The organism is Psychrobacter sp. UBA6766, assembly GCF_002453355.1.
In the GTDB taxonomy this organism is placed as follows: domain Bacteria; phylum Pseudomonadota; class Gammaproteobacteria; order Pseudomonadales; family Moraxellaceae; genus Psychrobacter.
Map to the genome: position 1 here is coordinate 1 of NZ_DKGQ01000011.1, position 21,410 is coordinate 21,410.

General features: G+C 43.6%; 19 protein-coding genes. 10 read left to right on the forward strand and 9 right to left on the reverse strand.

Features of this window, described 5'->3' with window-relative positions:
* Window positions 1–78: 78 nt before the first annotated feature.
* The 5 genes from ccmE to ccmA form a co-directional block, all read right to left on the reverse strand.
* Window positions 79–579: a cytochrome c maturation protein CcmE gene (ccmE, locus tag B4K26_RS02790; protein ID WP_296243408.1), complete on the reverse strand. Its 501-nt coding sequence runs from the start codon at window positions 577–579 to the stop codon at window positions 79–81.
* A gap of 239 nt (window positions 580–818) precedes the next feature.
* Entirely contained in the window at window positions 819–1,043 is a 225-nt protein-coding gene (gene ccmD, locus B4K26_RS02795) for a heme exporter protein CcmD (RefSeq protein ID WP_409521404.1), read from the reverse strand.
* A 46-nt stretch (window positions 1,044–1,089) separates the two neighbouring features.
* Window positions 1,090–1,878, reverse strand: coding sequence for a heme ABC transporter permease CcmC (gene ccmC / locus B4K26_RS02800; RefSeq protein ID WP_296243410.1), 789 nt, complete (start codon window positions 1,876–1,878; stop codon window positions 1,090–1,092).
* A 196-nt stretch (window positions 1,879–2,074) separates the two neighbouring features.
* On the reverse strand, window positions 2,075–2,731 hold the full coding sequence (locus B4K26_RS02805; protein WP_296243436.1) for a heme exporter protein CcmB: 657 nt from the start codon (window positions 2,729–2,731) through the stop codon (window positions 2,075–2,077).
* Between the two features lie 184 nt (window positions 2,732–2,915).
* Window positions 2,916–3,545 (reverse strand): heme ABC exporter ATP-binding protein CcmA, encoded by a 630-nt coding sequence (ccmA, locus tag B4K26_RS02810; protein ID WP_296243411.1) that lies wholly within the window; start codon window positions 3,543–3,545, stop codon window positions 2,916–2,918.
* A 76-nt stretch (window positions 3,546–3,621) separates the two neighbouring features.
* Between ccmA and B4K26_RS02815 the strand changes: the two genes are divergently transcribed.
* From B4K26_RS02815 to B4K26_RS02830, 4 genes are all read left to right on the forward strand, one after another.
* The gene (locus B4K26_RS02815) at window positions 3,622–4,731 is read left to right on the forward strand and encodes a hypothetical protein (protein WP_296243412.1); all 1,110 of its coding nucleotides are present in this window, start codon (window positions 3,622–3,624) and stop codon (window positions 4,729–4,731) included.
* A 62-nt stretch (window positions 4,732–4,793) separates the two neighbouring features.
* Complete coding sequence (locus B4K26_RS02820; protein ID WP_296243413.1) at window positions 4,794–5,759, forward strand: YbjN domain-containing protein; 966 nt, start codon at window positions 4,794–4,796, stop codon at window positions 5,757–5,759.
* A gap of 131 nt (window positions 5,760–5,890) precedes the next feature.
* Window positions 5,891–6,799, forward strand: coding sequence for a histone deacetylase family protein (locus B4K26_RS02825; RefSeq protein WP_296243414.1), 909 nt, complete (start codon window positions 5,891–5,893; stop codon window positions 6,797–6,799).
* A gap of 70 nt (window positions 6,800–6,869) precedes the next feature.
* Window positions 6,870–7,076 carry a DUF2905 domain-containing protein gene (locus B4K26_RS02830; protein WP_296243416.1) on the forward strand — a complete coding sequence of 69 codons (207 nt, stop codon included), beginning with the start codon at window positions 6,870–6,872 and terminating at the stop codon, window positions 7,074–7,076.
* A 19-nt stretch (window positions 7,077–7,095) separates the two neighbouring features.
* Here the strand turns inward: B4K26_RS02830 and B4K26_RS02835 are convergent, their stop codons facing one another.
* Complete coding sequence (locus B4K26_RS02835) at window positions 7,096–7,869, reverse strand: sulfite exporter TauE/SafE family protein (RefSeq protein WP_296243417.1); 774 nt, start codon at window positions 7,867–7,869, stop codon at window positions 7,096–7,098.
* Between the two features lie 73 nt (window positions 7,870–7,942).
* Window positions 7,943–9,328, reverse strand: a complete 1,386-nt coding sequence (gene coaBC, locus B4K26_RS02840) for a bifunctional phosphopantothenoylcysteine decarboxylase/phosphopantothenate--cysteine ligase CoaBC (RefSeq protein WP_296243419.1) — start codon at window positions 9,326–9,328, stop codon at window positions 7,943–7,945.
* A 128-nt stretch (window positions 9,329–9,456) separates the two neighbouring features.
* On the opposite strand from coaBC, the gene radC reads away from it, so the two are divergent.
* From radC to B4K26_RS02855, 3 genes are all read left to right on the forward strand, one after another.
* Window positions 9,457–10,140 carry a RadC family protein gene (radC, locus tag B4K26_RS02845; protein ID WP_296243420.1) on the forward strand — a complete coding sequence of 228 codons (684 nt, stop codon included), beginning with the start codon at window positions 9,457–9,459 and terminating at the stop codon, window positions 10,138–10,140.
* Window positions 10,141–10,518: 378 nt separating this feature from the next.
* A complete protein-coding gene (locus B4K26_RS02850; protein ID WP_296243422.1) occupies window positions 10,519–13,443 on the forward strand; it encodes an acyl-CoA dehydrogenase in 2,925 nt (974 codons plus the stop codon).
* 442 nt (window positions 13,444–13,885) lie between these two features.
* A complete protein-coding gene (locus tag B4K26_RS02855) occupies window positions 13,886–15,259 on the forward strand; it encodes a dicarboxylate/amino acid:cation symporter (RefSeq protein WP_296243423.1) in 1,374 nt (457 codons plus the stop codon).
* 417 nt (window positions 15,260–15,676) lie between these two features.
* On the opposite strand, the gene B4K26_RS02860 is transcribed toward B4K26_RS02855, so the two are convergent.
* Window positions 15,677–16,432: a TSUP family transporter gene (locus B4K26_RS02860; RefSeq protein WP_296243424.1), complete on the reverse strand. Its 756-nt coding sequence runs from the start codon at window positions 16,430–16,432 to the stop codon at window positions 15,677–15,679.
* Between the two features lie 434 nt (window positions 16,433–16,866).
* Here B4K26_RS02860 and nhaA point away from each other — a divergent pair, with 434 nt between their 5' ends.
* Window positions 16,867–18,069, forward strand: a complete 1,203-nt coding sequence (gene nhaA / locus B4K26_RS02865) for a Na+/H+ antiporter NhaA (RefSeq protein WP_296243426.1) — start codon at window positions 16,867–16,869, stop codon at window positions 18,067–18,069.
* Window positions 18,070–18,163: 94 nt separating this feature from the next.
* Window positions 18,164–19,567, forward strand: a complete 1,404-nt coding sequence (locus tag B4K26_RS02870) for an oxygenase MpaB family protein (RefSeq protein ID WP_296243427.1) — start codon at window positions 18,164–18,166, stop codon at window positions 19,565–19,567.
* A 250-nt stretch (window positions 19,568–19,817) separates the two neighbouring features.
* On the opposite strand, the gene B4K26_RS02875 is transcribed toward B4K26_RS02870, so the two are convergent.
* Window positions 19,818–20,555, reverse strand: coding sequence for an NUDIX hydrolase (locus B4K26_RS02875; protein ID WP_296243429.1), 738 nt, complete (start codon window positions 20,553–20,555; stop codon window positions 19,818–19,820).
* 246 nt (window positions 20,556–20,801) lie between these two features.
* Here B4K26_RS02875 and B4K26_RS02880 point away from each other — a divergent pair, with 246 nt between their 5' ends.
* The gene (locus B4K26_RS02880; RefSeq protein ID WP_296243431.1) at window positions 20,802–21,317 is read left to right on the forward strand and encodes an HPP family protein; all 516 of its coding nucleotides are present in this window, start codon (window positions 20,802–20,804) and stop codon (window positions 21,315–21,317) included.
* Window positions 21,318–21,410: the final 93 nt, after the last annotated feature.

Consider the following 21,410-nt stretch of genomic DNA (forward strand, 5'->3'; position numbering starts at 1 on the left):
AACTTATGGGGGTCAGTTCAATCTCACTGGCTTTTTTACACTTAACATTTTTTATAATAACTGTTATCGTCAACGCCATTACTGCTGCAATGTCTTAGTCTCATGGACTTTTTCTGCAGGATTATATTGCTCAGAAGAAGGTATGGCGCCGTTACGATTGTTTTCTTTCATCGATTTCGCAACCTCTGGCGGCATATAATTTTCATCGTGCTTGGCCAATACTTCGCCTGCAACAAAGGTATCGCCTTGCATTTTGCCCGTTGCTACCACGCCTGAGTTTTCAGCGAACAGATCTGGCAAAATACCTTGATAGGTCACGGGCACGGTCGATTCAAAGTCAGTGATCGCAAATTCAACGCTTAACGGGTCATTCGGCGAACGCTGGACGCTACCTGCGACCACCATACCGCCTGCGCGGATACGCTTGTCCTGTGGCGCTTCACCATGTGCAATGGCAGTGGCATCAAAGTAATAATCGGTTTGCTGCCCAATGGCATAAATTACCAACACCACGGCAATCGCCGCCCCTGCAAGCGTAAACATAACCCACATTAATTTTTTGCGACGAACTGCGTTCATACTGCTACCTCATTGATGAGTCGCTGTTTTATAAATTGATTATTTATAAAACAGAAAATATTAAAGAAATGCTTATCAGACTGACTTGATAATAAGTCTTTCTAAACTTACTTTTCTAATACCTATATGGTAGCATTTTTTGCCCAAATCAATAAGCCCCCTAACAACCGATGAGGTCATATATTTGCAAGTAAGGGATTATCATTTTATGAGCTAAAAAGTTGATATTAAGAATAATTTTAAGAGGATGGTTTGGTTTTAGGACTGGGTGTTTTAGCAGCGCGCTGTGATTGACGCGCTTGCTGAATCGTTAGCTGTTTGATAAGTGTCTGCCGTTGACGGCGACTATAGATAATAAAAATCAGCATCATACCGACCGTAATTGCCCAGCATGACCAGACAAAAACCCCATGCTCACCCATGGCGATAAACTCAGAGACGCTATAAAAGTAAGGCTGCATCATATTTTCCTAACCGTTATTTGCTTTGTTCATGGTTATATTTCAGGAATTATTTATTTTGGCCACGAACGTATTCTTTAACCCACGCTTTACCCTGATCGCGATATAAAATCAGAGTATTGGTTCGATAAATGGCCAATGAGGCAACCAATAAGTAACTACCAATAATCATCAGTAGTAATGGCATCCACATATCTGCCGACATTTTTGGTGCCGCCGTCAGGGTAAAGGTTGAGCCTTGGTGCAAGGTATTCCACCACTGCACTGAGTACTTGATAATAGGCAAGTTGACCGCGCCAACGATAGACAAGATAGCCGCCGCTTTACCGCGATTGGCGGTATGTTCAAAGGCAGCAAACAAGGCCATCACCCCAGCGTATAAAAACGCTAAAATAAGCATGGATGTCAAACGTGCATCCCAAACCCAATAAGTGCCCCACGTCGGTTTTGCCCAAATAGAACCAGTCAGCAAACTGATCACACAAAGTAAAAAGCCCATTGGAGCCAGCGCCTGCGCGACAAGGCTTGCTGTCTTAATCTTCCAAACTAGATAAATTACCCCTAACACGGCTAAGGCAAGATAAATAGAGATCGCCAGACTGGCGGCGGGAACGTGAATAAAAATAATGCGGTAACTATTACCTTGCAGATAGTCAGGCGGCGCAAACGCTAAGCCCCAAACGCTACCAATGAGCAAGCAGAGGCCTGCTAGTATCGCGAGCCACTTAACCCAAGGCGCAAAAATGCGAAAAAACTGTTTGGTTCCCACAGTGGTCAAAAAGACCTGCCAGATGCGTTGCCACAGGCTAGGAGAGGAGACATTATTCAGGTTGGGCATGGGGATAAACCTATTGCGCAGCTGGTGGTTATCGAGTAAAACGCATGATTCATACGACTACCCGCTAACTTGCTGGCGTTAAACGCTGGATAGAATCTACACGTGATTGTTTGTTGAATAAACTATTATAGCAAAGTTGTCAGTTTTCACCATGCTGTTAATATAAAAGGCTTTAATAGCGTTCCAGCATTTATTTTTAATTGAGCCATGACATTTTTAGAGTCAGAGCAATCACCCATGGCATCACCAGTACCGAAATGATGCTACCTGCTAATAATAAGGCTAAAATCGGTAAGCCGTTGAGCCCTGAAGCAAATAAATCAACCGCACCAGTAGCAAAAATCAATACCGGCAACTGCATCGGTAAGGCAATCAAAGGCACCAACACCGCACCATTTTTTAGTGATAACGTCAAACTACTGGCGACTGCTGACAGCATAAGGAGCATCGGGCTGCCAGTAACAATAGATGCCATCAATATCCACGCCTCAAACCAGCTTAACTGAAATAAAGGCACAGCAAGCAAACTTAATGCTGCCACAATACCACTACTAAAAATCCAATGGATGACCAAACGAATCAGCACCCATAACGGCAGCGACGCTTTAGCGACGACTAATTGCGCAAGCGTACCATTATCAAGGGCAGGCTTAAATAAACCATCAACACCCATTACCAGTGATAACAAAGCGGCAATCCAAACTGCGGACACCCCAAGGCGCTGCAATAAAGCAGGCTCGCTACCAACCGCTAACGGAAATAAGGTAATAATCACTAAAAACAGTACCAGAGGATATAACCACTGCACCGCGCCTTGCTGCTTGACCTGCCATTCGCGCCGCCAAAGCTGCATAAAACTGATAGCGCGTGCAGCAGCTGCACCAGCATTTGTAGTGTTAGCATTTGAGCTTGTATTCACGGTTTGTACTGTACTGTCAGTGTCTATCATTTATTGGCTCTTCCACTCATGCTTGTCGCACTTATATTGACGCTTGTTGCAGCTAGATCGATGTTTATGGCAGTTATATTAATAGCATTTACACCATATAATCGGACAAATCGAGCACTTGATTGGCAACGCCGACGGCTTGGTGACTGGTCATTAGTATCGCACCGCCAGCCGTAGCAAATTCGCGCAACCTATATTCCATGCGTGCTACCATATCGACGTCAAGCGCGGTAAATGGCTCATCGAGTAGCCATAAAGGCGTGACCTCAGGCGTTAATAAATAAAGCCGTGCAAGGGTAATGCGCCGTGTTTGCCCCGCCGATAAATGGCTTGAGCTAATCGTTTCAAAACCCTGCAGCCCTACCCATGTAAGGGCGTCATCGATATCAGCTGTACTTGGACTAATGCCATATAAATTGAGCAAAAAAGTGAGGTTTTGGGCGACGGTCAGGTTTGGATGAATGCCCAACTGGTGCGATACGTATAAAGGCTGCACGGGCAAGCTTGCTATCCCTTGATAAACAACTTCACCGCTTAGCACTGGCAATAACCCAGCCAATTGCATAAGAAGCGTCGTTTTGCCAGTACCATTAGCACCAATCAAGTGACAGATGCTACTGGCAGCCAGATTGAGCGTCACCCCTTCACATAAAGGAGTTTCACCGCGCTGAACCGTCAGCTCATCAAGCGCAAGTAAGGCTGTATGTAGAGCCGTCATCCAAACCTCTCATTATTTATTAAGCAGCAGGCAATATTCATCACAAACACAGATGAGGTTCATGGCATAATACTTTATGCTTACCACAACCACACAGTATAACAAATTGTCGATTACTATGACCTCAAAACCTATGCAGACTTCAAAAGATAGCCAAAATTTAAACGTTCAAAGTGCTTCGAGTACCAACCTAACGCTCGACAGCTTAATCGAGGCACAAGTTGCCTTTATGCAGCAATGGCTGAATGCGCAAGCAGAGCCGTTAGCAATGCAAGCTTGGCAGTGGTTTGGCGAGCAGCCACTCAGTAAATATATCAACAGCGATGACTTACAACATCTTATTAATGACTGGTTTCTTAAACAGCCGCTAAGCGAAGTGGTACGCCGCGATATTCGCGATATTTTGCACAGCATTATTTATCATCCCGTTAATGACAATGTGCCTTTATCGGAATTGGTCGATGACACGCAAGTTGAAATGCTAGCCAACTATGTCGGCAGTCATAAAGAGCAGCGTAATATTTTGGTTCATACGCTGGTTGGCAATGAAACCTTTGCTGATTTATTGACGCAAACGCTTTATCACGCCATCAATGATTTTATGGAAACCACACTAGATAAAGCCGGCGCCGCTGGTAAGCTGATGAAGTTTGGACGCAGCTCGTTTGAAAAAGCAACCAATCGCAATCTCGATGAAAAGCTGCAAACGTACCTGCATCGCAATATTAAAGATTTAACGCGTCGAGCCGAAGCCAACGCTCAAGCACATTTATCCAATGAAGAAGTTGCGCGCTTATTGGTCACGGGTTGGGGGCGTGTTAAGGAAAAACCGATTAGCGAAATCCAAACCTATTTGCGTGATGAGCCAAACGATAGCAGTATTGCGCATATTGAAGCGGGCATCCAGCAAAGCTATAACCGTTTGCGCCTCTCCCCTTATTTGCACAGCCTTGTGGCCGCAAGCGTCGATACTTGGTATAGCAACCATCAGGATGATAGCATGGCCACTATCGCGGCAAATTTACACATCGATGAGCAGGCAGTGGCGCAATTGAATACTGCCCTGCTACCTGTCATATATGATGCACTTGAAAGCTCGTGGCTATTAGCGCATATAACAGAGATGCTGCAAGCGTTTTATGCGCAGCCAAGTATCAAAGCAGGATTGATATTTGGCAACGATTAGTTATTGTTTTAGTTTATTTTTGTTCTTTTACTATCTACCTTTTATTAGCCAGCCCACTATCTATGAGCCAATTTTCCAAACTCAGCTTATGGCAAAAAATCAAACAGCTGCTTAATACGTTAGCTGAACAGGCTACTATTGACGATATGAAGATGGCTGAAGATTGGAATTTAGACTCAGATTTGAATTTAACCGCAGAAGACAATAATCCTCATCCCTCACAAGATCAGGAAGCTAGGATAAAAAATCATCATAAAGACATTGATGATAACAACGATACTACGGATATTAGTAGCTCTAGCCGTGATTTAAATCATAATATAAACCTCAGCTTCGATAACGTTCTTTATAGCGGCCTTAGTAGCAATCTTGATAGTCGATTAGATAGCAGTGTTGATACTGATACTGATACTGACACTGATACTGATACTGACGCTTATTTTGATAATGATATTGGTAGTATGACAAAGCAAAAAGCGTTGAGTGACACTCCTATTGTCAATTATCTGAAGCAGTATTTTGACGATCAACAATGGCATTACAACCATTATCGACCCAAAAGCAGTGACAGCGACAATAACGACAGCCAGCAATCACACTACCTGTCTTTCAGAATGCGTAATAAAAAGCTTGATTGCGGCTACCTATTTCGCGTGCAAGAACACAACAACCTACTGGCCGTCTATGGTATTTTGCCGTTCTTAATACCCGAAAGCCATCAAAGCGCTGCGATGTTACTTATTACCCAAATCAATTACGACATGCTGATTGGCAATCTTGAAATGGATATCAATGATGGCGAAATACGCTACAAAAACGCCATCGATGTCGAAGCGGTCGGTATGGATGAAAGTACCATTGAGCACTTATTACAAAGCGTCATCGCGATGACCACGGTGACTTATGAGATATTTAGTGAATTGGTCAACAATCAAAATCCTGCTACAGAATTGCAAGATTTACTGATGACGCTACATCAACAAGAGGATGCTCGAACCTTTTTTTTACCCACGCAATTCGTTCAGTAATCCATTGCGCAAACTCGGTATTTGTCGCTCTTACATTTTCTCACCAATACCCTACTTTCAAAACGCTTAAATCTCTCTATTCTTTTACCTTCTATTCTTAAATTACTTGTTAAAAGACATACGTTAATACTATGCTAAAAATTGCTTACTCTGATATTTTTCGTTATTCCGTTCCCGAAAAACACCGCTTCCCTATGCAAAAATACACCATGATTCCTGAACGTTTACTGGCCGAAAGGACCATCACTAGCGATAATTTTTTTGCCCCAAAACGTCTGAGCGAAGAGGAAATTTTAACCACCCATACTGCGGACTATTGGCAGCAGCTTAAAACCCAAACCTTACCACGCAAAGAAGCACGAGCAATTGGCTTTGAGATGACGCCAGAGTTGGTAGAGCGCGGTCGTTATATTGCCCATGCCACGTATGAATGTGCATTATATGCGCAGCAATATGGCGTAGCGATGAATGTCGCGGGCGGCACTCATCATGCCTTTGCCGATCATGGTGAGGGATTTTGCGTTTTTAATGATGTTTGTATCGCCAGCAATTTATTATTAAATCGTGGACAGGCGCAACGAATTTTAATAGTGGATTTGGACGTGCATCAAGGTAATGGCAATGCCAGTATCATGGCGGATGAGCCGCGCGTTTTTGTCTTTAGTATGCATGGCGCAAAAAACTACCCATTTCGCAAGCAAGTGTCAGACTTAGATATCGAGCTAGATAATGATACGGCTGATAGAGAATACTTACAAATACTAGAAGATACATTGCCGCGTTTAATCCATGAATTTGCACCGGATATGATATTTTATCAATCTGCGGTCGACGTGCTAGCCACCGATAAATTGGGCAAACTTAGCCTGACGCTAGAGGGTTGTAAGGCGCGTGATCAGTTTGTCCTGCGACAAGCTAAGGCAGCCAATATTCCCGTTGCTATCGTCATGGGCGGCGGCTATTCAGAAGATATCGAAGACGTGGTTGAGGCTCACTGTAATACGTTTCGTTTGGCGCAACAGATTTTTTTTGATGAATGAATAGTGGATGTAATGTCTTAACTATCGAGAAAAACAGAAAAATAATGCAACGAGGTTAATAAGATTTTATATGGCAAAAATATTGATTGGTATAGGCGCTTTATTGGTTGTAATAGGCGTTATTTGGCTGATATTCCCAAGCGCGTTTTCGTGGATAGGCAATATGCCAGGTGATATCAAACACACCTCAGGCAATACGCGAGTTTACTTTCCAGTAGTCACCATGATTATCATCAGTATCGTTGCCACCATACTGTTAAATTTGTTTAATCGGTAAATTGATTTAGTTGCTAAGTTTATAGTAACGCTGATATTCCTTGCCAGCCAACACGAACACCGAGCACAGTAAGAATCAATAGAATAAGCTGACGAAACCTTGCTTGTGGCAAGTAGCGACGCAAACGAATCCCAACTAACAGCGCAGCGATAGACAACACGCTCAGTATCGCAATCAGCTGCCATTCACCACTGCTCAGTGCCATCATAGGCTCGCGCAAGACAATTATCTGAGCAACCTTACCTAAGAAATAACACATGTTGCCGACTTTGGCGATGGTGTTTTTATCGTCACTGGCGGACAACAAATACATCATGAGTATGGTCGACATCGCATTGGTCGCGCCGCCAATAATGCCAGCACTAAAACCAACGATAATCAATACGGGCTTGGTATTGGGCAGACGAATTTGCTTACCGAGCAAGGAGCTGCTGACATAAAAACCAATAACCGCAGCTAATACCAATAGGATATATGCGCTATCTACCCACAATAGTAATTTAGCTCCCAAAATACTACCGAGCAAACTGGTTAGTGCTAGCAACCAATATCGTCTACCGTAATAAGTAAAGTTTTGCCAAATGCTGCGACCGCCACCTGCCAGCCAAGTCATAGCATTGAGCAATAACGACGGAAAAATCACCAAAACGATCGCATGAGGTAACGGATAAATACTGGCAAGCGCGGTGGTCGTTACTAACGTCACACCCAGCCCACTAATACCGTGTAGCAATGATGCTAGCGCAAAAATTGCCAGTAGCAATAACGTTTGGGTACTATCGTCGCTAGCCATAAAACTTGTCATCAATCTTTAAGGCTTAATAACGATATTGGCGACATGGGAAACCGCATAACTAGATCGTGTCTTATGCATTGCGACGTTGCCAAATTGCCTCGCCAATAATACTGACTAACTGCTCAGCAATCTTATCTTTGCCCGCCTTCTCAAGCGTAATACTATCGTGTTCATAGCGCTCAGAGAAGAATACTTGCATGGCATTATCATCACTAGCAAAACCAATATCTGCCCGTGAGACATCATTACAAGCAATCAGGTCTAAGTCTTTATCAAGCAATTTACCACGAGCATAGCGCTCAACGTCCTGCGTTTCTGCAGCAAAACCAACAACAAATAACGCTGGATGCGCAAGCGAAATCGTCGCCAAGATATCGGGATTTTTAACCAAACTCAGCATCATGGCATCTTGGGTCTTTTTAATCTTTTGCGGTGCCGCTTGTTCGGTACGATAGTCAGCGACAGCAGCAGTGGCAATAAATATATCAGCAGCACGCGCCTCACGTTGATGATAGTCAGCAGCAGCTTCATCATGTTGTAAATGGGTATGTGATTCGCCATGCTCCTCACCGCATCCACAGTCGCCATGATGATGCTCATGAGTGTGGTTATGAGAATACTCGTCTTCAGCTAGATGCTGTAATACAGGATGCCTACCTTCCACACATTGCTGTGCTGCAATCAGCATCTCTTTAGCTGATAACACATCAATACGAGTCACATTGAGCGGGGTTGGTAATACCACTTTACCACCAACAATCAAAATAACTTCTGCACCAGCGGCAACACACGCACGAGCTAAGGCAAAGCCCATTTTTCCAGTAGAATGATTGGATAGATAGCGCACAGGGTCGATCGCTTCAACCGTTGGTCCTGCCGTAATTACTACTCGCTTACCGACCAAAAGCTGAGGCGTCGTCTGCATGGCTTTAAACAGCAATACTTCAGCCAGTAACTGTTCTGGCTCAGGTAAGCGTCCTGCACCCACATCACCACATGCTTGCTCGCCGCTAGCTGGCGCAATAATTTGATAATTCATATCGCGCAGCGTCTGCACGTTTAAATTCACTGCTGGATGCGCCCACATCTGCTGGTTCATTGCCGGTGCAATAATCACGGGCGCAGTAGTTGCCAAGCAGACAGTCGTTAATAGATCATCTGCCATTCCCATCGCAAGACGCGCCAACGTATTGGCGGAAGCAGGCGCAATCACTACCAAGTCTGCCCATTTAGCCAGCTCAATATGCCCCATTCCCGCTTCTGCCTTCTCATCAAGCAATGAGATATGAACCTCATTACCTGTCAATGCCTGCAGGGTCAGCGGGGTAATGAAAGCTTGCGCGCCTGTGGTCATAATGACGCGCACATCAAATCCTGCCTTAATCAACAGACGGGCGAATAGAGCAGATTTATAAGCGGCGATACCGCCGGTGATAGCAAGCACAATATTTGACATAAGCGTGGCATCAGCAAAAAATTGAAAGATAAAAATTGCGCTTATAGTATCAATTATGCGATAAGTTAGGGGAAGTTTTGTGAATTTATCTTATTTAGCAATCAGTTATGTCTTTTTAAGGAGTAATAATGGCAATCAAAGACTGGCACGAAGATGATAGACCACGTGAAAAACTGCTGAAATTTGGTGCCGCGCACTTATCGGATGCCGAAATATTGGCCATATTTCTACGGACAGGAACGCAGTCGCAATCAGCAATCGAGCTGGCGCGCCATTTGATAGACCAGTTTGGCAGTCTTGCAGAACTTTTAGCGGCGCCGCAGAAGACCGTTCTTGCTTGTCATGGTATCGGTCCTGCCAAATACGCTCAGATTATGGCATCTCTTGAGATGGGAACGCGCTATTTAAACAGTCAGCTGAAGATGGGCCACAGCCTCAATCGCTCACAAATGGTGAAAGACTATATCAGCACTCAGCTACGCGGTGAACATCGCGAAGTCTTTGCCGTGCTGTGTTTAGACAATGCGCTAAATTTAATCAATTTTGAGATATTGTTTACGGGCGGTATTTCATCTTGCTCAGTTTGCATCAAGCACGTTTTGCGGCATGCGTTGAGCCACGCTGCAAGCCAGCTTATTATCGCGCACAATCATCCTCATACTGACGCTACCCCGTCAACGGCAGACAATCTATTAACTTATGAGCTAAAAAAAGCCTGTGATTTAATAGATTTATCATTGGTTGACCATATCATTGTCGGTCGCAATGAAACCTTATCGTACGCTGAAAGCTGCTTAGCGCCTTTTGGCTGAGTGCTTAGAGATTTAAACAATTGTTATAAGTTTTATTTTTAAAATTTTGATGAGGTGGTCAAAGCTTGATACATATTATCGACATAGCGTAGCATTTTGGCTCTTGATAGTTATAAACAACTGTTTCATATTGGTAGCTTACTTTATTTTTGCTCTAAGCGCTTTTGTTTTACCCCCTTCAGCAAAGCGGGTATTGATAGGTTTAGCATGTGGAGATTTAAATAAAATTGAACATAAACATCCACTTTTTTGCATAAATCAGCTTGTTCTCTATCAACATCAAAGATGGAAAAATAAAATAACAATGAATGTTACTCCATCTTTTTAACTCACTTAAATTTCTACGCTTTTACATTCGGCGTTATCAAGGAGACAGTCATGGCCATCGGCTTTTTTATTTTAGCAATAGTTATTCAGTTAGCCATGGTCTTAGCCATCTTTTTATTATCCTTATCACGTGTCACGGGTAGTATTGTCGCTTTAGTTACCGTCCTCGTCACCGCCTTTATCAGTCCATGGTCACTTATCTTAGGAATACCGATCGCGCTACTGTGTTTGGTATTGCTAATCGCTCCGCTACGCCAATCATTGATTACCAAACCCGTCTATAAGACCTTAGGCGGCGCGATGCCGAGCATGAGTGATACCGAGCGTGAAGCCCTTGATGCAGGAACCAGCTGGTGGGAAAAAGAGCTATTCATGGGTGCGCCAAATTGGGATACTTTTGCCAAATATCCCTATCCTGAATTATCAGAAGAAGAACAAAGCTTTATTGATAATGAAGTCGAAGTGCTGTGTGCAATGCTTGATGAGTGGAAAATCCATCATGAAGATAAAGAGCTGTCACCAGAGGCGTGGCGCTTTATTAAGGATAATGGATTTTTGGGGTTAATCATTCCAAAAGAATACGGCGGATTAGAATTTAGTTCGTATGCCCAAAGCCGCGTGATGAGTAAGATTGCTTCACGCTCACCAACCGCAGCCGTCAGTTGTATGGTACCAAACTCGCTTGGTCCTGGTGAGCTGCTGATGCATTACGGTACCGATGCACAAAAGCAACGCTGGTTGCCGGGACTTGCCAAAGGCGATGAAATCCCTTGCTTTGGTTTGACGGGTCCCGAAGCGGGCTCTGATGCGGGCGCCATTCCTGATACGGGCGTGGTTTGCTACGGTACACATGAAGGCGAGCAAGTACTTGGTCTGCGTATGAATTTCTCCAAACGCTGGATTACTTTAGCACCTATCGCTACCGTCGTTGGTTTAGCGTTTAAGATGTATGACCCAGAAGGTCTGCTTGGCGATCCTAAAAAAACCGATTATGGTATTACGTGTGCGCTCGTGCCTGCCAGCCATGAAGGCGTCATTACAGGTCCGCGTCATAATCCAGTTGGCTCGCCATTTATGAATGGAACGGTAGATGGTACCGACGTCTTTATCCCCCTCGATTATATTATCGGTGGCGTCGAAAATGCTGGTCGTGGTTGGCGGATGCTGATGGAATGTTTAGGTGTAGGCCGTGGTATCTCGCTACCCGCCCTATCAACGTCTGCCAGTGAAGTCAGCTATTTGACGGTCAGTGCGTTTGCGAAAGTACGTGAACAATTTAAAATCTCGGTCGGTAAATTCGAGGGAATTCAGGACGTTACGAGCAGTATGGCGAGTAATACTTATATGCTAGAGGCTTTCCGTCATCTGGTCACCTGTGGTCTAAACCAAGGCGGTACGCCATCAGTCATGACTGCCATGGCAAAATATTATGCCACTGAAACCATGCGCGGCATCATCAACGACGGCATGGATATCGTCGGTGGTCGCGCGATACAGATGGGACCACGCAACTTTTTAGCGATTCCTTATCAAGCAATCCCTGTTTCTATTACCGTTGAAGGTGCCAATATCTTAACGCGCTCGTTGATGATTTTTGGCCAAGGGGCGATGCGTTGCCACCCTTACCTTTTTGATGAACTACAATTATTACAAAGTGAAGATAAAGAAGGTGCGCTTAAAGAGTTTGACAATTTATTTTTTAAACATTTGGGTTATACCTTTAATCGCGGCGCCAAAGCATTTGTCGCAGGTTATGTCGGTGGCAGCAGTCACGCGCCAAACTTTGCGGATAGCTTTACTCGTCCTTACTATAAAAATATTAACCGCTTGAGCGCCGGATTTGCTTTGACAGCTGATATGGCGCTAGGCCTACTTGCTGGCGATTTAAAACGTAAAGAGATGCTCTCTGGGCGCTTAGCGGATATTCATGCCCATCTATTTATGGCAACGGCAATTTTGCAATTTTACGAATACGGCTCTAAGTCCGAAGCCGAGCGCTTACACGCAGAAGTGGCGCTAAAAAATAGCCTTTATACCATTCAAGAAGCCTTTTTGTCTCTATTTGCCAACTTCCCAAATCGCATGGCGGCCAGTCTGGTCAGTTTTGTGACTTTCCCAAGTGGTCGTATCTTTGCTCCTGTAAGCGATGAGCTTAAACGCAAATTGGGCGACACCTTTATGGATGACTTTGAAGCCAATCCATTCCGTGACTATCTTAAAACCATGGTGTATTACAATACCGAGCCAGATGATGTCAATGGCCGCATGGAGAACGCTTATCAAACCCTGCTTAAAGTAGAACCTTTATGGCAGAAGTTTAAAAAGGCTGAGCATAAAGACCATTTTGAAGGTCTTACTTTTGAAGATCATGTGGTATTTGCCAGTCAAAATGGCGACATTACCGAAGCAGAAGCTGAGCAGCTGATTGGCTATAATGCCATACGCTTTGATTCATTATTAACCGATGTGTTCGATAAGCATTTAGCTGAAGCGCAACCACGCGAGAATCCGCACAGTTTGGCTAATGCGGTACATAAATTGACTGATTATGCGCAGTTAAAAAAAGACGCTCAAGTAAGAAACGGCATTGCGACAGATAAGTCTGCTCAGATGGCTGATTCTGTCACTACCGACCATCAAGAACCAACGGGCGATGATAATCCTGACCACGGTTATGAAAGCGATGGTGATGTCAAAATGGTCAGCGAACAAGACACGGCCAAAGAAATACGTGATCAGGCCGATTTTAAAGATTCAGATCCCGACGCAGAAGCGCTTGATCCGCGTCGCCGTGATGCAGAAAACCATCTAAACGAACGCATGAGCTACAATCATCGCCTTAATAAAACCGAGCCAGATACTCATACCGCTGAAGATGAAGCCCGTAAAACTGTGACGGACAACGAGATAGAAAAAACTGAGCATCATTCTGAATGGAAAGATGGCTTGCGCCGTGACGAAAATGACAAGATATAAAAAGATTTACAATAATAGCTGCTTAAGACAAACGCTTTATAAGTAGCTAAAAACCGTATTTTCTCAGACTCATCTTTGTACTTAAGCGGGATTATCCAATACCGATGATCTCGCTTTTTTATGTGTGCCTTTTTTGTGTATAGCAAAGCTATTATGCGTAAATTTACAGGTGAAAACTGCTTACCTTATTCAACTTAATCTAAAATTTTTGCCACTAAATCAACCTAAAAAACAGTAAATTGCTTCTATCATCTGTTCTTAGTCATAAATATTTCTTGCAGTAACCCCAACAATTCTTTTATATTGTCCCCAAAATCTGACTTCAAAGACAGGTAACCAACTTTTAGACGTAATAATTACAGGCGCAAAAACGATTATCACCCCATGCGGCTTAAGATTTCGTATTTATGACTGTGCGTTACGGCAACCAAGGATAGTAGTTATGTGGAAGAATATGGGACTGACAGGCAAGATTATTGTTGCCATGGTGCTGGGTATCATACTGGGTTTATTTATAAACTATACGGGATTGAACACCGAGGGTGGCTTTGTTAATACCTATATAAACAATGGTCTTTTTGCCATTATCGGCAAGTTGTTTGTGAATTCGCTCAAAATGCTGGTAGTACCGTTGGTACTGATTTCGCTTATTTGCGGGGTTTGCGGCATCGGTGACATTCGCTTGCTGGGTCGCATCGGTACCAAAACCTTTTTCATCTATATGATGACAACGGCGCTGGCAATTGCGACTGCGATTGGCCTTGGCGTGCTATTTGGCATCGGTAAGGGTATGAATATCGAGACGGAAGCGGCATTTGAAGCGCAATCAGCACCGCCATTGCTCGATGTATTCTCTAACATTATTCCCTCCAACCCCATCAGTGCGATGGCGAATGGCGATATGTTATCGATTATTTTCTTTGCCATCTTAATCGGTATCAGTATTTTAATGGTGGGTAAGCCTGCCAAAGGCTTGGTTCAAAGCTTAGAGCTTATCAATGAAGTCATCTTGAAAATGGTGACCATCATTATGAATCTTGCGCCTTATGGTGTTTTTGCACTGTTAGCCAAAGCCATGTCGGAGCTTGGCTTAGACCTTATTTGGTCACTGCTCGGTTATGTCGTAGTATTGATTGGATCGCTTGCCTTCCACTTCTTTGTGACTATGATGATTGTCTTGAAGCTATCTTCAGGCTTATCAGTGCGAACCTTTTTAGCAAAAATGCGCGAAGTACAGATTTTTGCTTTTAGTACTTCAAGCTCAAACGCAACGATTCCAATTACGCTGCGTACTGTCACCAAACGTATGGGCGTCAATAACTCTGTTGCCTCATTTACTGTACCCTTTGGTGCGACCATCAACATGGATGGTACGGCTATTATGCAGGGAACGGCGACCATTTTTATTGCCAATATCTATGGTATTGATTTGGGCATTACCGAATATCTGACCGTCATTTTGATGTCGGTACTGGCTTCTGTCGGAACGGCGGGCGTTCCTGGTGTAGGCTTAATTATGCTCTCGATGGTATTTGCACAAGTGGGCTTACCTATCGAAGGTATTGGTTTGATCTTAGGGGTTGACCGTATCCTTGATATGTTACGTACCGCCGTCAACGTCAGTGGCGATGCTGCTGTGACTGCTATTGTAGCGAAGTCAGAAGGTAAAATGGATCTGGCAATTTACAACGACCCTAATGCTGGTGCAAAAGAGGTGTTCGATGGTCATATCGACGAAAACAGTGAGCGCGAATTCTCTGAAGTTTTTAGCGATGGCATCATGGGCAGCGAATACGACGACATTAAACGTGGTTAAATAAAGCATAACTGGCTTTTAATATAAAGTAGCTACTTTTGAGAGATAGATAACAAAAAAACCTCAGCCACTTGGACTGAGGTTTTTTATTTCTACCTTAAATGAAACTTTTAAAAATTAATAGTTAGGGCGTGTCCTCATTTGAAAAATGGTGATAAAAATGAGATAAATTGCAGCCAAACAAGGAAAATAGCGCCGTCAATATCGAGATATTACCCAGCTATTTAACGAAGTTTGGCAAAATTTAGGCATTTTTAGCCCAATTTAGATGTCCATCGATTGAATTGAGGACACGCCCTAGTCAAAATACTTAAAAACGCTACAGTACTGTTGGGATAAACTTTTTGAAGCCTATGGAGTACAAAGCGCACAGCAAGCGAAGAAAGTTCATTCCAGCATTAATAATACAGCCAGTCATTAACCTAATACATATTTCGTCAGCATCGCCAAACAAACCAACACGATCACTGGACGAATAAGTTTACTACCGCCTTTAACGACCATGTGTGAGCCAAAGTAAGCCCCTATCGTCTGACCCACCATCATTGCCAGCCCCACTTTCCACAACACATTTCCGCCTAAGATAAAGAAAATAAGCGAACCAATATTGGTAGATAAATTTAGCACTTTTGCCGCGCCTGTCGCTTCAATAATTTGCCGACCTCGTAGCGCGACATTTCCTAAGGCAAAAAACATCCCCGTTCCTGGTCCGATATAACCATCATAAAAACCAATCAAGGGTGCCACTACTTTTTGCCACTTACTTTCTGAGATGCGCGGTGCCGCTTCAACTTCGCCCAATCTCGGCGCAAATAAGGTATAAATACCAATCGCCGCTATCAAAAATGGAATCAGTTTTTCTAATAAATCCGGCGGCGACAACTGGACGGCAATCGTACCAAGAACAGAACCAAGAAAAGCGGCAATGATTGCAACTTTGATACTTTTAGGCTTGATGACACCTTTTTTAATCATGGTAATGGACGCCGCGAGCGCTCCTGAGGCTGCTTGCAACTTATTGGTCCCTAAGGTTAACACGGGCGGAATATTGGCAAGCAGCATGGCAGGGATGGTTAATAAACCGCCGCCGCCAGCGATAGCATCGATAAAGCCTGCCAGCGCAGCAACCGCCATCAGCATTAAAATAATCTCGATAGAGAGTGATAAATCCATGACACCGACCTTGAAAATTTGTAATAAAAACAAGCAAACTTGACGTTAAAATTTGTGTAAAGGGGCTCATTATAAAGATAAAACCGTAAAAAAAACCAAAAACCTAGCAAAGTCTGCTAGATTTGTCGTAATAACTTATTTAGCAGTATTTGCTTTGACCATCACCATCACCATCATAGTCATAGTCACAAAAAGTGGCGATCATAAAAGTCAGTCAGCCTTTAAGGAAAAAGCACAAAACTGCCTAATGTATTTAATTGTGTATATGAATAAGAGTATGAGAAACTAGAACCATCTATCTGCTACGCCAGCTACTTCATGACTATGGTTTATGGTCTATCGCTAAACTAAATGAAACTAAGCAAACCAAAGCAGCATAGATATTTGAAGTTTTTGCATGATTTAGCACGTTTTATTGAGTCAATGAGGATGATATGGCAATACAAAGAATCAGAGCATTTTTCAACCTCGAAGCGTCAGGCGGTATTGTCTTAGCGCTGGCAGCTATCGCGGCAATGATTGTTGCCAATAGTCCTCTTAATAGTTGGTATGAATCCTTTATTCATGCTCCCGTTGCCATTCAAATCGGCAGTTTTGCGATTGCGAAAGACGCGCACCACTGGATCAATGACGGTTTGATGGCGGTGTTCTTTTTTTTAGTCGGTCTTGAGCTTAAGCGCGAAGTACTCATCGGCGAGCTCTCTAACATCAAGCAAATTATCTTACCGGCTGGCGCCGCGCTGGGCGGTATGATTATGCCCGCTATTGTCTACCTGATTTTTAACTACAATGAGCCTGAATTTTGGAAAGGTTGGGCCATTCCTGCCGCGACTGATATTGCCTTTGCCCTTGGTATTCTAAGCTTATTGGGCAATCGCGTACCAAATTCGCTAAAGGTATTTTTGGTTTCTATTGCTATTTTCGATGATATTGGCGCCATCTTAATCATTGCCTTATTTTATACCAGTGAATTGTCATTTACCTCGTTGGCTATCGCTGCTCTGTGTTTGCCATTCCTATATCTACTCAATCGCCGTAACGTCACTAGCATCACTCCATACTTGCTCATCGGGGTTATTATGTGGATTGCTGTCCTCAAATCTGGCATTCACGCGACCTTAGCTGGGGTGATACTGGCGTTATTTATTCCTTTATTTGATCGAACTGACCCTGAGCATTCGCCGGTTGAAGAGCTTGAGCACGACTTACAAAACACTGTTTCTTACGGGATTTTGCCATTGTTTGCCTTTGCCAATGCAGGCATCTCGCTTAAAGGCGCAGGCTTTGCCGAGCTATTTCACTCCGTGCCGCTGGGCATTGCTGCTGGACTCTTCATCGGAAAACAAATGGGCGTTATGATAATGTGTTGGTTAATGTTCAAATTGGGTATTTCTACCATGCCAAAAGGTATGACTTTTAAGCAAATCTACGGTGCTGCCTTACTTTGCGGCGTTGGTTTTACCATGAGCTTGTTTATTGGTGGTTTGGCCTTTGGCGGCGCGACGCCATTATTTGATGAGCGTTTGGGTATCATCATGGGTTCCATCGTGTCCGGTATTGCAGGTTACCTCATGTTAAAAGCCACCTTAAAAGAAGAGATCAACAATACCTCTGTAGACTTAACGCATCATTCATAATAAGTGACTGAGCGATTTTAACTTTATAGCTCAGTCGCTCAAACTGCTTAAAATTAGTTCATAAAAGCCTGACGGTACAGAGTAGCTAATAAATATGAATCCCATCGATATCGCTAAAAAAATTGCCAAAAAAAATGCTGCCAATGCTCGACAAGGAACTAGTTTCTGTCAAGCGTCTGACACTCATCAAACGCCTAACACTTATCAGCGTCATGGACGTACGACGGCGATTGACGATCATAGTGACCTACAGGTCTTAAAGCGTATTAAGCGTTATTTATTGCCAAAAGATTTTGAAATCTCGCAAGACTTATTAGCTAAGATGGTTTCAGGCTATGATATTGGTGATCCAGTGGCAGATGCGTTAGCCGCCGACGGCATTCGTTTTGCCAAGCCCTTGCAACAATTTATCATCAGCGATAGTAATAGTGGCAATGGCAGCAACTTCGATGCTAACCTCTTAAACAACCATGCATTTAACGCCTTAACCGAGCAATTTAGCAGCCATCCTGAATGGTTTGACCCCAAGCTTGCACAAATCGGTGCAGCCGCTTATCGACGTTATCCGCTGATGCTTATTTGGCTATTACGTAATGTCGCACTAATGGCTGGTTATAGTATTCCTGCCCTATCGCTGCCGCTTATTCAAACGGGCGCATTGATGCACGACGCTCTACCGCGATTAATGCGCACGTATGCTTATATCCTAGCCGTTTCGGAACATCCTCAATCAGCCTCAGCTACCAGCACCAAGCGTCGTTCTATTGACCAAGTATTAGCAATCGGTTCTGAGGGCTGGCGGCAATCTATTCAGGTACGGCAAATTCATACCCTAGTACGACAAAATTTGCTCAAAGGTAAAGGCAATGCGGCGAAAGGCGTCATTCCCAATGCTGATCAACACCATAACCCAGATGGTAGCTGGAATACTGATTATTGGGGTATTCCTATTAATCAAACCGACATGGTAGCGACCCATTTGCAGTTTTCACTGTTGATTATGCGCGGGTTACGACTGCTTGGCGCCCGTATCAGCAGCGAGGAAGCCGAAGGTATTTTACATTTATGGCATCTTGCCAGCTATTGGATGGGCGTTAATTTGCAGCGCTTACCAAAAGATGAAGCGGCTTGCTGGGAGTGGCTCTACACCTATTTATCGATTCAGCAGCTTGATTTTAAAATGGGCCAACCCTTAGCAAAGGCACTGCATGATTTGCCACGTCAGCTGATGGGTGAGGACAATCGGCGCGGGCGTTTCGTTGAAATGGTCAATGCCAGTGTGACTCGAACCTTGGTTGGCGATGATATTGGCGATGGGCTAGATTTACCCAAATCAAAAATACGGTTTGGCGTTTTATCCTCAGTGCCGATTCTTTTTGCTCTCGATACCGCACGCCAGCACAATCAAAGCGTGGCTGAAAAATTAGAAGCATTCCGTGCCAAGCGCCAAGACAATATGAACTGGTGGCTAAAGAAAAACGATGATTATTATAAATAAGCAATCACAATTTTAAGAAGAAAAAATGTCCACTTTTAAAGAGGATTGATAACTAAAAATAATAGTCTAATGATAAATTCATAACAGTAACTATAAATAATGAATATTATTAGTAGTAAATAGAATATGTTAAACCATTATCAACGCCCTCTACAATAACTATAATAAATCCGCAAAAGACGCGCTTGGCTTTGACTAGAGAATGGTTCTATTTTAGAAATCACAACCTTTAACCTTAACCGCCTACACGTTAATTACGTGTATCTTGGATGCGGTAATACCATTCAAGCTGCCGATCAAAGCCCGTTTCTAGCAAGCTGGCGATGACGCGTCCTGTCAGACCCCATATCGTCTCCCCATCTACTTGCCAGCTGGGTGTGAGAAGTGTGGCGGTTTGATCTTGCACTTTATATTCGACTGCATACTCTACGGTAGGTTGCGTCAGCAAGGTTTCAAAATCTGCCCAAAAGATACGCGAGATTTCATCAAGCTCAGGCACTAACAATAAGTCTGGTGCAATCAGCGCCACAATTGGACGCACACTCATGCCGCTTTTGGAGGTTTGAATCGGCAATTGACCAAGTAGCTGGACTTTATTAGGCGGCAATGCGGTCTCTTCGCAGGCTTCACGCAGCGCGGTGACGACATTATTACCATCGCCCGCTTCATGTTTGCCGCCCGCGCAGGAGACTTCATCAGCATGACTATTCATATGGGCAGCGCGGCGTGTCAGTAGCAGTTTGGGATGGCGCTCATGGGTGATAGCAACCAACACCGAGGCATCAGCAATCGGCGTCTGATAGAGACTGTCTAGTATACGCTCGCTAAAAGACGTGCTATTAGCGTCATACAGCGCAGGACTGGTGACGGCATTTAAGGTCTCATGCTGCACCCGTTCAGCCAACTGTCTAATGGTGGGATAACGAATAAAGTCTGGAACAGCGACTGAAACCTCATCGAAACGTAATAACTGCGGGGGGAGTAACATTATTATTGCCTTATATTTTTATCAGTATAAAACGTTTATTCAATCAAATATTAATATTAAAAGTCAGTATGAAAAATCAAATATGCAAAAGTTAAATACTAAAGATAATGAATAGATAAACACCTTCAAAAAACCACTTTTATAAAATCATTACCTTAAAAAATGGCTTATTTACTTATCGATTAATTTTTCATGCTTAGTTTGTTTTCTTTAACTCGGTCATTTATGTATTTTTAGGAAATATTTGTGGATAAGATTTTTTCATTAAATAAAATGCAGGGCAAAACTGATGATTGCCCGCAAAGACTGCCATTGGTCATTATTGCTTTAGCTTGGGTTGGCGGCACATTTGCGACTGCCATCCTAGCGCTACTAGGAAGTTGGCAAAACGTCGCGATGATTTTGGGCTCGTTTGGTGCCAGTTGTTTACTTATATTTGCTTATTCAGAAAGCCCATTTGCCCAGCCTAGAAATATTGTTGGCGGTCATCTTATCACTACGTTTACGGGCTTATCGTTTTTGACCTTATTTGGTACTGAGTGGTGGAGCCTATCGCTTGCAGTTGGCACAGCGATTGCGCTGATGTTGTTGCTTCGTGTACCACATCCACCCGCTGGCTCTAACCCACTAATCGTCATGCTCGGCGGCGTTAAATGGCATTTTTTAATCACCCCTACTTTGATAGGTGCGCTGGCCTTGGTCGCAGTTGCCCTAATTTATAATAATATCGGTCGTGGTCGCCATTACCCACGTTATTGGTAACCCTTCTTTCAGCCGCTTTTAACCACTTTCATCAGTCTAGCCTAGCGCAATCTGATGGCGACTGCATATACTTTATAGTCAGTTCAAAATAAA